The following is a 12234-nucleotide window of genomic DNA, read 5'->3' on the forward strand; positions in this document are numbered from 1 at the left end:
ACCGCGCCGAGCGAGAGGATGGGGTCATGAAGGTCGCCCGCCGTGCGCACGTGCCCCCGTTCGCCGTGATGGAGATCCTCGCCGCCGCCAACGCGCGCCGCGCCGCGGGCGAGCACGTGCTCAACCTCTGCGCGGGCGAGCCGTCCACCGGTGCGTCCGACGTGGTGCGCCAGCGGGCGGTCGACCTGCTCACCGCCGGCGACCTCGGGTACACCGAGTCGCTGGGCGCCCCCGGGCTGCGGGCCGCGATCGCCGCGCACTACGCGCACACGTACGGCGTCGACGTCGACCCCGCGCGCGTCGCCGTCACCACCGGGTCGTCCGGCGGGTTCGTGCTCGCGTTCCTCGCCGCGTTCGACGTCGGCGACCGCGTCGCCCTCGCCCGCCCCGGCTACCCCGCCTACGCGAACATCCTCACCGCCCTCGGCGTCGAGGTCGTCGACCTGCCCTGCGGCCCCGAGCAGCGGTACCAGCCGACCGTCGCCCAGCTCGAGGCCCTCGACCGGCCCGTCGACGGCCTCGTCGTCGCCAGCCCCGCCAACCCCACCGGCACGATGATCGAGCCCGACGAGCTCACCGCCCTCGCCCGCTGGTGCGGGACGCACGGGGTCCGCCTGGTCAGCGACGAGATCTACCACGGCATCACCTACCCCGACGCGAGCGGCAGCACCCCCGCCACCGCGACCGCCGCCGCGCACCTGCACGACGGCGCCGTCGTCGTGAACTCCTTCTCCAAGTACTGGGCCATGACCGGCTGGCGGCTGGGCTGGCTCGTGCTGCCCGACGACCTCGTGGGCCCCGTCGACGCGCTCGCGGGCAACGTGGCCCTGTGCCCGCCGGCGCTCGCGCAGCACGCGGGCGTCGCGGCGTTCAGCGCCGAGGGCATGGCGGCGGCCCGCGCGAACGTCGAGCGGTACGCGGCCTCGCGCGCGCTGCTGCTGGAGCGGCTGCCCGACCTGGGCTGGGACCCGGTCGCCCCGGCCGACGGCGCGTTCTACCTGTACGGCGACGTGTCCGCCTCGGGCCTGGACTCGGTGACGTGGTGCGCGCGGCTGCTCGACGAGGCGGGCGTCGCGCTGACCCCCGGCACGGACTTCGACCCGCTGCACGGCCGCGACTGGGTGCGGCTGTCGTTCGCGTCCGCGCCGGAGGTCGTCGCCGAGGCTGTCGACCGCATCGTGGCCTGGCAGCGCACCCTCTGACCGGCCCCCGGCCCGTCGCGCGGGCCGGGGACCCGGCGCCTCAGGCGGGCCCGTCGCTGCCCGCGGCGTACTCCTCGAGCGGCACGACGTCGTCCGCCCACGCGGCCAGCACGGGCTCGACGATGCGCCAGCCCTCCTCGGCCTCGGCGGCGTGCGCCGACAGGCGGGTGTCGCCGTCGATCACGGCGAGCAGGAGCTGCCCGTAGGGCGTGGGGTCCTGCCGGGCGAGCTCGGTGTCGAGCGTGACGGTCTCGAGCGCGAAGGGGTCGCCGATGCCGTTGACGTTGAGGTCGAGCGACATCCGGTCGGGGTCGAGCTGGAGACGCAGCTCGTTGCGCGCCGGGGCCTCGCCGGCGAAGACGCGGTGCGGGACCTCGCGGAACCGGACGACGATCTCCCGCCGGTCCGCGGCGAGGGCCTTGCCGGTCCGCAGCCGGAACGGCACCCCGCCCCAGCGCCACGTGTCGACGTGCAGGGTCACCTCGGCGTACGTCTCGGTGCCGCGGGCCGGGTCGACGCCGGGGGCGTCGGTGTAGGCGTCGACGGCACGTCCCGCCACGGTGCCCGCGGTGTACCGGCCGCGGCGCGTCCACCGGGCGACGTGATCGCGGTCGGGCGTGCGCACGGCACGCAGCACGTCGGCCTTGCGGGCCGCCAGGTCCGCCGGCGACGTCGACGTGGGCGGCTCCATCGCCACGTACGTCAGCAGCTGGAGCAGGTGGTTCTGCACCATGTCGCGCAGCGCACCCGACCGGTCGTAGTACGCCGCGCGGCTCTGGGCGTCGACGGTCTCGTCGAAGACGATGTCGACGGACTCGATGTGGGCGCTGCTCCACAGCGGCTCGAGGACCCGGTTGGCGAACCGCAGTCCCAGCAGGTTCAGCACGGTCTGCTTGGCCAGGAAGTGGTCGACCCGGAAAACCCCGTCCTCCGGCAGCAGCCGCCCGAGCGCGGCGTTGAGCGCGGTCGCGCCCGCGAGGTCGGAGCCGAAGGGCTTCTCGACGACGACCCGCAGGCCCGACGGCAGGTCGACCTGCGCCAGCGCCTCGACCACGGGCCGGAACAGCCCGTGGGGCAGGGCGAGGTAGAGGACCAGCGGGTCGGTGTCGTCGACCCCGGCCGCGGCGATCCCCGCCGCCAGGGTCGCCGGGTCGGTGACGTCGCCGCGCACCCACGCTGCGGCGTCGACGAGCGCCGCCACCTCCGGGTCGGGACCGTCGGGCGTGTACCGGGCCACGGCCCCGTGCACGTGCGCGCGGAAGCCCGCGGTGTCGAGGTCGTCGTTCGCGACCCCGACCAGCCGCAGCCCGCCCGGCACCGTCTGCGCGACGTGGGCCAGGCCGGGCAGCAGGTACCGGGCCGTCAGGTCGCCGGTGGCCCCGAGGACGACGACGCCCGCGGTCACCGGCGCCGCCCCGTGGTCCGGGGCGTGCGGGGCCGGCCAGGCGCGGTGCAGGTCTGGAGGTGCGTGGGGGTCATGCCTCCATCCTCATCAGGCCCGCCGCGTCCCGCGCGTCGAGTAGGTTCGTGCCAGCCGACGGAAGGAGCGGGCCATGCAGTGCCCCGTGGACCAGGCCCAGCTCGTGATGTCCGAGCGCCAGGGCGTCGAGATCGACTACTGCCCCGTGTGCCGCGGCATCTGGCTCGATCGCGGCGAGCTCGACAAGATCCTCGACCGCGCGGCGACCACGCCCGTCGGCGGTGTGGACCCCCGCGCCGTCCCCGGCGCCGCGGCCCCCGACCCCCGTCCGGTGTACGGGTCGCCCGACCCGCGTCCCGTCTACCCGGCACCCGACCCGCGCGCCACCGGCTACGACCCGCGGTACGACGACCGCCGCCGTGACCCGCGCGACCCCCGGTACGGCTACGACGGCCGCAAGCGCAAGAAGAAGGACTCCTGGCTCGAGGACATCTTCGACTTCTGACGCCGTCGCCCGATCGGGTGCCGCTGTGGACGGTCCCGGTGGGCGGGCCGACGCCGACCGCTAGGGTCCCCGCGTGGAGCTCTTCCTCGCGGTCGCCGCGGCGGCTCTCGTCTCGCTGGCCTTCGGCCACGCGTCGCGCTTCGTGGTCCTGCGGTACGGCACGTGGTCCCGCATCGCCTGCAACCTCGTCGGGATCACCCCGATGATCCTGCTGCTCGACCACCCGCGCTGGGTACCCGTGGCCTTCGCGATCGGTGCCGGCTACGCGATCGGGGCGACGTTCCCGCCTCTGACACCCCCGCGCCCGGTGCCCGAGGACGAGCCCGCCGGCCCCGCCGGGACACCCGGTCCCGCCTGACGTGACGACGCCCGACGGGCCGTCGCTGCGGCTCGGTGCGTGGGGCGGGCCGTCGCCCGTGCTCGCCGACGGGCGGCCGCGGGTCGTCTGGACGGAGACGTTCGCCGACGGGTCGGACGCCCTGCTCGTCCACGACGGTGCCCTGCTCGTCTGGCCGACGGTGGCGGCGTGCACGGCGTGGGTGTACGCGCGGACGGGCCGCGACGAGGACGCCCGGCCCGAGGTCGCGGAGCCGGTCGACGTCGACGTCACCCGCCGCTGGGTGGCCCGGGTGGGCGCACCGCCGCCGGCCGCCGCGCTGCTCGACGTCTGGAACCTGGCGACCGACGTCGCGACGACGCTCGCCCTGCCGCTCGGCGACCGCGGGCGGGTGTCCGACCGCCTGCACGCGATGCTCACCGCCGCGGTCCTGCCGCAGTACTTCCCCCGCGCCCCCGCGCGCGTCACGTGGACCCCGTACGAGCTCGACCGCCTGCGGGAGCGGGCGCTGCGCAACGCGCGGCTCGTCGCCTGGGCGCTCGACGCCGGACGGGCACCCGCAGGGTCCTGACCCGCGCGACGTCCAGTCCGTGGGTGGTGGGGACCCGGTCGGCGGGACGTGCAACGTGCGCGACACGTGCCGTCCGTAGTCTCACAGGATGGACGTGGCGGTGCTGGGGGCGACGGGTGACGTCGGGCGACAGGTGTGCACGCAGCTCGTGGAGCGGCAGCTGCTGCCGACGACGTCGCGGCTGCAGCTCGTCGGGCGCCCGGGCGGCGCGTCGGGGCGGGCGGTGCACGGCCTGCGGGCCGACCTGATCGACGCCTACGACGAGCACGCACCCATGCTCGACGTCGCGCTCGACCCCGCGGACGTCGTCGCCGACGTGGTCGTGGTGGCCGCGGGCCGCACCGTGACGCCCCGCAACGACGGGCTGCCGCCGAGCCGGGCGGGCCTGGCCGCCGACAACGCCGCGGTCTTCCGCGCCTACGCCGACGCGCTCGCCGAGCACGGGTCCGGCAGCGAGGTCGTCGTCGTGGTGTCCAACCCCGTCGAGCTGGCGGTCGCGATCATGGCCGAGCGGCTGGGTCGGCACCGCGTCATCGGCATGGGTGCGTGGCTGGACACGCTGCGGTTCCGCCGCGAGCTGGCCGTGCAGCTGGGGGTGCGCCGGCACCGCGTCGGCGGGTTCGTCGGCGGGCAGCACGGCGAGGACGCGGTGCCGCTGTGGTCGACGGTGCGGATCAGCGGCCTCGACGTCGCCGAGCGCGAACGGGCCGTCGCGCGCCTGCGCGGCCCCCGCACGCTGGGCACGTTCCCCGACGAGATCGCGGCGGCCAAGGCCGAGCTCATCGCCGTCGCGTCGCAGGACATCGGCGAGGCGTTCGCGCTCATCGACTCGTGGCCGCCGGACCTGCGCGTCGTCATGCGCCCCTTCATGACGCACCAGTCGGGTGCGAAGACCGCCACCGGCACCGCCTCGGCCACCATCGACCTGCTCGACACGATCCTCGACGGCCGCGACATCGTCGTCGCCGGTCAGGTCGTGCTCGACGGCGAGGCGACCGTCGGCGGTGCACCCGCGCACGGTGTCCTCGGCGTCCCCGTGGTGCTCGGGCCGGAGGGGTGGTCGCGCGTGCTGCTCGACCCGCTGCCGCCCGACGAGGACGCGCGGCTCGCGCAGTCCGCCGCCGCGATCGACGCCGCCACGGCGCCCTGGCTCGACCCCGTGCCGGCCGGTGCGGGGCTCCACGCACCGCAGGAGGTCCGGGCATGACCGAGGACGACGTCCGCTGGGTCGGGTTCGTGCGCGCCGAGCACCGCACGGGCAGCGTCGCGGCGCTCGCGGGCGTGTTCGCGACGCGCGGCGTGAACGTGGACTCCATGGCGACCGGAGACGTGCACGACGACGCGGGGCTGATCGTGGTGACGTTCCGCGCGGGGGACCGCCGGGCGCGGCTGCTGGCCCGCACGGTCGAGCGGCTGCCGCAGGTGCGCTCGGTGCTGGTGCGTCGTGCGGAGGACCTGGGGGTGCGCGCCGCCGCGGTGGTGCACCTGCCGGCCGGTGTGACGTTCGTGCCGCCCGCGCGGGCGGCGGTGCGGTGGTCGGGGGAGACGGGGCACGGCGAGCCGCTGCTGGTCGAGGGTCCGCTGGTCGACGTCGAGCTGACGGTCGACGCCGCGCGGGCCGCGGGGGCGACGCGCGACGCGACGGTCATCCAGCCGCCGTACGCCTGAGCACCGACGCGAAACTTTCGGCAACGGATGCCGCTTGCGGCTGTCGCGAGCTCCCGTGAGGTAGCCGCTGAGGGCCTGCTCAACCCGTTGAGAACGTCCACATGTCACCCGTACGAGTGAAGAAACGTTTCGGGCGAGGCATCGAAACTATCTGTTCGCGATCGATCTGTTGACCCCGTCGCGGCCCTGCCCCGAGGGTGAGGCGCGCCGGCCGCTGCCGGCGCTTCCACCACTGAGGAGGGATCGATGACGAACCCCGACCTGAGGACCCGACGTCGCCGGCTGGGCGCGTTCGTGGGCGGCCTGGCCGCGACTGCACTGGCGGTGACGATGGCGTTGCCGGCGGCTGCTGCGGGCAGCACGTTGCAGGCTGCTGCGGGCGAGAGCGGGCGGTACTTCGGCACCGCGATCGCGGCGAGCCGGCTGTCGGACTCGACGTACTCGACGATCGCGAACCGTGAGTTCAACATGATCACGGCCGAGAACGAGATGAAGATGGACGCCACCGAGCCGTCGCAGGGGCAGTTCAGCTACACCCAGGGCGACCGGATCGTGAACTGGGCCCGGCAGAACGGCAAGCAGGTGCGCGGTCACGCCCTGGCGTGGCACTCCCAGCAGCCGGGCTGGATGCAGAACATGTCCGGCACGGCGCTGCGCAACGCGATGCTCAACCACGTCACCCAGGTCGCCACGTACTACCGGGGCAAGATCCACTCCTGGGACGTCGTGAACGAGGCCTTCGCCGACGGCTCGTCCGGTGCCCGCCGGGACTCGAACCTGCAGCGCACGGGCAACGACTGGATCGAGGCCGCGTTCCGCGCCGCCCGCGCCGCCGACCCGAACGCCAAGCTCTGCTACAACGACTACAACACCGACAACTGGTCGCACGCCAAGACCCAGGCCGTGTACAACATGGTCCGCGACTTCAAGTCCCGCGGCGTCCCGATCGACTGCGTCGGCTTCCAGGCGCACTTCAACTCGGGCAACCCCGTCCCGTCGAACTACCACACCACGCTGTCGAACTTCGCGGCGCTGGGCGTCGACGTGCAGATCACCGAGCTCGACATCGAGGGCTCCGGCTCCTCGCAGGCGCAGCAGTACCAGGGCATCGTGCAGGCGTGCCTGGCCGTCGCCCGCTGCACGGGCATCACGGTCTGGGGCGTGCGTGACACCGACTCGTGGCGCGCCTCGGGCACCCCGCTGCTGTTCGACGGCTCGGGCAACAAGAAGGCCGCCTACACGAGCGTGCTCAACGCCCTGAACGCGGGCGGCACCACCAACCCCAACCCGACGCCGACGCCCGGCCCGACGACGCCGCCGCCCACCGGTGGCGGGAGCTGCACCGCGACGTACTCCGAGGGTGAGAAGTGGGGCGACCGGTTCAACGGCGTCGTCACGATCCGGGCCAACTCGGCCATCAACAGCTGGCGCTCGACCGTCACGGTGCGCTCGCCGCAGAAGATCATCGCGACCTGGAGCGGCACCCCGTCGTGGGACTCCTCCGGCAACGTGATGACGATGGTGCCCAACGGCAGCGGTGCGCTGGCGGCCGGTCAGACCGTGTCGTTCGGCTTCACCGTGCAGCACAACGGCAACTGGACGTGGCCGTCGGTGACCTGCTCGGCCTCCTGACGGGCTGACCTGCCGACGGGACGACGGTGACCGCTACCCCCCGCGGGCGCCGTCGTCCTGTCGGTCCGTGAAGACGGCGATCAGCTCGTCGACCTCGTGGGACGCCTCGTTCGGGTGCCGCAGCGGCCGGTGCTCCTGCACGCGGTACCGCGTCCGACGCCCGACGCGTTCGCGGCGCAGGTAGCCGGCGTCCTCGAGGTCGCGCAGCACCAGCAGGGCCGCCCGGCCGGTGATGCCGACCCGGGCCGCGAGGTCGGCCACGCGCACGTCCGGCTTGCGGGCGACCGTGAGCAGGACGTGCGCGTGGTTGGTCAGGAAGGTCCACGAGGACCGTGCCGGACGCCCGGGCGGCGTCGGTCCCGTCGCCCCGCCCGCCTCGTCGGCAGGGGGAGCGGGGGCGTCGGCCGTCCCGGGCGTGCCGGTCACCGGGGTGCGGTGGTCCGTGCGCGGCGGAACACGGGCTCGAGCATCGCGGTCTCCTCGGGGGTGGCGACGTGGAACGGCGGGTCGGTCGGCTCGGCGAGGGCGCGGCGACCCTGACCGCGCGTGGCGTACAGGCTCGCACCGATCGACACCGTGAGGATGGTCGTGATGACGGCCAGCGAGACCGACGTCGGGATGTAGAACAGGTCGATCTTGAGCAGCATCTTGACGCCGACCCAGATGAGCACGAACGACAGGCCGACCTTGAGGTAGATGAAGCGGTGCATGAGGTCGGCGAGCAGGAAGTACATCGCGCGCAGGCCCAGGATCGCGAACGCGTTGGCGGTGAACACCAGGAAGACGTCGTCGGTCACCGCGAAGATCGCCGGGATCGAGTCGACGGCGAACACGATGTCGGTGACCTCGACGAGGATCAGCACCGCGAGCAGGGGCGTGGCGAGCAGCGCACCGTTCCGGCGGACGAGCAGGCGCTGGCCGTGGAACGCGTCGGTCATCGGCACGGTCCGGCGGAACAGGCGCCACGCGCGCGAGTCCTCGGGGTTGAGGTGGTCGTTGCGGGTCCGCAGCATGCGGTAGCCGGTGTACAGCAGGAACGCGGCGAAGAGGTACAGCACCCAGCCGAAGCTCTCGATGAGGGCGGCGCCGCCGGCGATGAAGATCCCGCGGAACACGAGCGCGCCGAGCACGCCGAGGAACAGCACGCGGTGCTGCAGCTCCCGGGGCACGGCGAAGTACGTGAAGATGATCGCCCAGACGAAGACGTTGTCGACCGCCAGGGACTTCTCGATGAGGTAGCCGGCGAAGTACTGCTGGCCGGCGACGGCACCGCCGTAGTGCCACACGAGGGCGCCGAAGCCGACGCCGCAGCCCACCCAGACCGCCGACCACAGCGCGGCCTCGCGCACGTGGATGACGTGCGCACGCCGGTGCGCGAACAGGTCGATGGCCAGCATCAGCACGATCGCGCCGAGCACGGCGAGCCAGATCCACACGGGCACGTCCATGAGCACTCCTCCGGTCGTCAGCACCAACCGGAGGTCTCTCCCGACCCGCTGTGCGGGCCCGCTGCACCGGACCGCCGTCGGGGCGGCCGTCGTGACGACGCAGCGTCGGGGGATACTCCCCTCCACGTGCGAAAAGTGAACCCTGGTTCACCTGTTCCGTCAACCGGGGAGCGCCCGGCGCCCGGCGGCAAGTGGCTGCCGGGCGCCGGATGCTGCGCCGTCAGGCCACGCGGCCCTTCGGGGCCGTCTCCGCGGTCTTGGCCGCGTCGCGCTCCACGACGTCGCCGAGGACCTCGTCGATGCGGGTCATCAGCTCGGCCGGGATGCGCACGCCCGCGGCCTTGACGTTCTCCTGCACCTGCTCCGGGCGCGACGCGCCGATCAGGGCGGCGGCCACGTTGTCGTTCTGCAGCACCCACGCCACCGCGAGCTGCGCCATCGACAGGCCCAGCTCGTCCGCGACCGGCGCCAGGCCCTGCACACGGGTGAGGACGTCGTCGTTCATGAACCGCTTGATCATGTTCGCGCCGCCCTTCTCGTCCGTGGCGCGCGACCCGGCCGGCGGCTGCTGGCCCGGCTTGTACTTGCCGGTCAGCACGCCCTGCGCGACGGGCGACCAGACGATCTGCGAGACGCCGAGCTCGCGCGAGGCGGGCACGACCTCGTCCTCGATGACGCGCCACAGCATCGAGTACTGCGGCTGGCTCGAGATGAGCTGCACGCCCATCTCCTTGGCGAGGGCGTGACCGGCGCGCAGCTGGTCCGCGGTCCACTCCGAGACGCCGATGTAGAGGGCCTTGCCCTGGCGCACGATGTCGGCGAACGCCTGCATCGTCTCCTCGAGCGGGGTCTCGGTGTCGAACCGGTGCGCCTGGTAGAGGTCGACGTAGTCGGTCTGCAGGCGGGTCAGCGAGCCGTTGATCGACTCCATGACGTGCTTGCGCGACAGGCCCGTGTCGTTCTTGCCGCCGGGCCCGGTCGGCCAGTAGACCTTCGTGAAGATCTCGAGCGACTCACGCCGCTCGCCCTTGAGGGCCTCGCCCAGGACGGACTCGGCCTTGGTGTTCGCGTAGACGTCCGCGGTGTCGAACGTCGAGATGCCGGCGTCGAGCGCCGCGCGCACGCACCGCGTCGCCATGTCGTTCTCGACCTGCGAGCCGTGCGTGAGCCAGTTGCCGTAGGTGATCTCGGAGATCTTGAGACCGCTGTTGCCGAGGTAACGGAATTCCATCCCCCCATCCCAGCACCTCCCGTCCACCCGCGCGCACCCGGGCGTCACGCCCGGCCGTCAGGTGCGGGCGGCGACGACCTCGTCGGTCTGCGCGTCCCACGCGTCGGCGGCGGCGACCAGCGCCGCAGGCGTCGTGCGGAGCGTCACGGTCACGCCGGCCGAGGGGTCGGGGTGACCCGGCGGGCTCGCCTCGTGGGCCAGGTGGACCCGGACGGTGACACCGCCACCGACGTGGTGGGCGAGGCTCGTGCCGAGCACGGGCTCGAGGAACTGCTCCCGGTCCGTCGGACGGCCGGGTGTGGGCTCGACGCGCACCCGCCCGGCGGCAGCCTCGCGCAACCACCGGCCGAGCGCGCGCGCCTCGTCGAGAAGCAGCGCGGGGTCGGTGAACGACCACGCCGTCCCGTCAGGGAGCTGCACGTCGCCGCGCACGAGCAGCCAGTCCGCGTCGACGGGGTCGTCGGCGGGGGCCTCGGGGTTCTCCCACCCGACCGGTCGCAGGTCGACGACGGTTCCGTCGTCGCAGGTGAGCAGCACGGCTCCAGCATGCCGGGTCCGGCCGGCCGGTGGACGACCCGCACCCGTGGGGACGCCGCGCCGTCCTACGCCAGGAAGGTGGCGAGGGCGGGGGCGACGAGCTCCGGGTGGCCGTACTCGTCGGAGTTCTGCGTGACGCTGTGCCACTGCCCGGGCAGTTCGACGTGCCTCGCGCCCGGGATCGTCGCGGCGAGGGTCGCGACGGCCAGGCGGAGGTAGGGGCGGGTCGCGGTCCCGTCGACGAGGAGCGTGCTGGCGCGGATCGCGGCGAAGTCGTGGGCGCGGTCCGCGTTCGCGGCGACGACCACGAAGTCCTCCGGCAGCGCCTCGACCATGCGCCGGCGCTCGGGCGAGCGGAGCATGGCGCGCGAGGCGAGGGCCAGCACCGGCAGCGGCAGGCCGAACATCCACGGCGGCCCCATCTCGGCCACCTTCATCCCGATCGCCGCGGCGCGGGCGAGGTCGCCGCGGGCGACGGCGGTGACGAGCTCGTCGGCCAGGTCCAGACGCATCGAGCCGTCGACCGGCAGCGGCGGCTCGAACAGCACGAGCCTGGTGATCCGCTCGTCCTCGAGCGCGGCGCGCGCGGCGACCAGCGCGCCCGAGCTGATCCCCACGACCCGGCCGGCCCCGGTCGCGTCGAGCACGGCCCGCAGGTCGGCGACCGCGAGGGCCGGGGTGGGCGGCACCGGGAGCGGGCCGCTCGCCCCGCGGCCGCGACGGTCGAGGAGGTGGACGCGGAACCGGTCCGCCAGCAGCACGGCGAGGTCGCGCTGGCTCTGGCCCGACTGCATCGCGCCGTGCACGACCAGCACGTCGGGGCCGCTCCCGACCGACCGGAGCGCGAGGGTCGTGCCGTCCGCGGCGTCGACGGTGGTCGTGGCGAGGGGCAGGCTCATGGATTTATCTTATTGACTAAGATGATGAGGTGGCAAGATGTACCGGTGACCGAGCGTGACGAGCTGACGAGCCGGCTGCAGGTGCTCAGCGAGCAGGAGGCCACCCAGACGGCGCTCTTCCAGCAGGTGGCGGCGGCCAGGTACGGGCTCGGCGTGACCGACATGAAGGCGCTGAGCATCCTGCTGCGCGAAGGGCCCCAGACCGCGGGTGCGCTCATGGCGCGCCTGCACGTCACCTCGGGCGCCGTCACGGGCGTGGTGGACCGGCTGTCCGGGGCGGGCCTGGTGCGCCGGGAGCACGACCCGTCCGACCGTCGCCGGGTCGTCGTCTCCGTGCTGCCCGAGGGGCTCGCCGAGCGCGAGGACGTCTACGCCGGCATCGGGCAGGCGTTCCAGGAGCTCTACGCGAGCTACACGCTCGAGGAGCTGCGGTTCCTCGCCCGCCACCTGGAGCGCTCCGTCGAGATCACCACCGAGCAGACCGCGATCGTCGCGGGACGGGACTGACCCGGGCGGCACCCCCGCGATCGGTCCCGGGCGGGCAACCCGCACGACACACGGGTGCCGTACCCTGACCGCGGACCGCACAACTGAACACGCTGCTCGAACCGCGGCGGGAGAGTCCCCGTCGACGCGCCCCTCGGGGCCCGGTGCGGGGCGCCGAAGGAGCAACCCTCCCCGGGAATCTCTCAGGCCCACGTACCGCCGTGGCGAGGCAACTCTGGAAAGCGGCGCCCAGGCGCCCACCGACGGTGCAAGCCGGCGCGCCCCGGAGCCCTCCGCC

Annotated in this window: 14 protein-coding genes and 1 riboswitch; of the genes, 8 read left to right on the top strand and 6 right to left on the bottom strand. The window is 73.8% G+C overall.

Annotated elements, in window-relative coordinates; genetic code table 11:
- Positions 1–26: 26 nt before the first annotated feature.
- Positions 27–1202: a pyridoxal phosphate-dependent aminotransferase gene (locus BKA21_RS11420; RefSeq protein ID WP_140458297.1), complete on the top strand. Its 1176-nt coding sequence runs from the start codon at positions 27–29 to the stop codon at positions 1200–1202.
- A gap of 40 nt (positions 1203–1242) precedes the next feature.
- On the opposite strand, the gene BKA21_RS11425 is transcribed toward BKA21_RS11420, so the two are convergent.
- On the bottom strand, positions 1243–2607 hold the full coding sequence (locus BKA21_RS11425; RefSeq protein ID WP_140458298.1) for a glucose-6-phosphate dehydrogenase: 1365 nt from the start codon (positions 2605–2607) through the stop codon (positions 1243–1245).
- Between the two features lie 148 nt (positions 2608–2755).
- Here BKA21_RS11425 and BKA21_RS11430 point away from each other — a divergent pair, with 148 nt between their 5' ends.
- The 6 genes from BKA21_RS11430 to BKA21_RS11455 all read left to right on the top strand — a co-directional run bounded on the left by BKA21_RS11430 (position 2756) and on the right by BKA21_RS11455 (position 7335).
- Entirely contained in the window at positions 2756–3127 is a 372-nt protein-coding gene (locus BKA21_RS11430; RefSeq protein WP_140458299.1) for a TFIIB-type zinc ribbon-containing protein, read from the top strand.
- 73 nt (positions 3128–3200) lie between these two features.
- Positions 3201–3485, top strand: coding sequence for a hypothetical protein (locus BKA21_RS11435; protein ID WP_140458300.1), 285 nt, complete (start codon positions 3201–3203; stop codon positions 3483–3485).
- 1 nt (position 3486) lies between these two features.
- Positions 3487–4035, top strand: coding sequence for a hypothetical protein (locus BKA21_RS11440; protein ID WP_140458301.1), 549 nt, complete (start codon positions 3487–3489; stop codon positions 4033–4035).
- 88 nt (positions 4036–4123) lie between these two features.
- Positions 4124–5242 (top strand): lactate/malate family dehydrogenase, encoded by a 1119-nt coding sequence (locus BKA21_RS11445; protein WP_140458302.1) that lies wholly within the window; start codon positions 4124–4126, stop codon positions 5240–5242.
- Entirely contained in the window at positions 5239–5703 is a 465-nt protein-coding gene (locus tag BKA21_RS11450) for an ACT domain-containing protein (protein WP_140458303.1), read from the top strand. The genes BKA21_RS11445 and BKA21_RS11450 overlap by 4 nt, the downstream gene beginning before the upstream one ends.
- 246 nt (positions 5704–5949) lie before the next feature.
- The gene (locus BKA21_RS11455) at positions 5950–7335 is read left to right on the top strand and encodes a glycoside hydrolase family 10 protein (protein WP_179625359.1); all 1386 of its coding nucleotides are present in this window, start codon (positions 5950–5952) and stop codon (positions 7333–7335) included.
- Positions 7336–7368: 33 nt separating this feature from the next.
- Here BKA21_RS11455 and BKA21_RS11460 read toward each other — a convergent pair whose 3' ends face one another.
- The 5 genes from BKA21_RS11460 to BKA21_RS11480 all read right to left on the bottom strand — a co-directional run bounded on the left by BKA21_RS11460 (position 7369) and on the right by BKA21_RS11480 (position 11450).
- Positions 7369–7761, bottom strand: coding sequence for a MarR family transcriptional regulator (locus BKA21_RS11460; RefSeq protein WP_308439080.1), 393 nt, complete (start codon positions 7759–7761; stop codon positions 7369–7371).
- A complete protein-coding gene (locus BKA21_RS11465; protein ID WP_140459250.1) occupies positions 7758–8783 on the bottom strand; it encodes a TerC family protein in 1026 nt (341 codons plus the stop codon). The genes BKA21_RS11460 and BKA21_RS11465 overlap by 4 nt, the downstream gene beginning before the upstream one ends.
- A gap of 220 nt (positions 8784–9003) precedes the next feature.
- A complete protein-coding gene (locus BKA21_RS11470) occupies positions 9004–10014 on the bottom strand; it encodes an aldo/keto reductase family protein (RefSeq protein WP_140459251.1) in 1011 nt (336 codons plus the stop codon).
- Between the two features lie 57 nt (positions 10015–10071).
- Positions 10072–10551: a WapI family immunity protein gene (locus BKA21_RS11475; protein ID WP_140459252.1), complete on the bottom strand. Its 480-nt coding sequence runs from the start codon at positions 10549–10551 to the stop codon at positions 10072–10074.
- A gap of 65 nt (positions 10552–10616) precedes the next feature.
- Positions 10617–11450, bottom strand: coding sequence for an alpha/beta fold hydrolase (locus BKA21_RS11480; protein ID WP_140459253.1), 834 nt, complete (start codon positions 11448–11450; stop codon positions 10617–10619).
- 45 nt (positions 11451–11495) lie between these two features.
- Here BKA21_RS11480 and BKA21_RS11485 point away from each other — a divergent pair, with 45 nt between their 5' ends.
- On the top strand, positions 11496–11957 hold the full coding sequence (locus tag BKA21_RS11485) for a MarR family winged helix-turn-helix transcriptional regulator (RefSeq protein ID WP_170209019.1): 462 nt from the start codon (positions 11496–11498) through the stop codon (positions 11955–11957).
- A 97-nt stretch (positions 11958–12054) separates the two neighbouring features.
- A riboswitch (glycine riboswitch) is annotated at positions 12055–12165 on the top strand.
- The last annotated feature ends 69 nt before the right edge of the window (positions 12166–12234 follow it).

Origin of the sequence: Cellulomonas oligotrophica, assembly GCF_013409875.1 — a bacterium.
Lineage (GTDB): Bacteria > Actinomycetota > Actinomycetes > Actinomycetales > Cellulomonadaceae > Cellulomonas > Cellulomonas oligotrophica.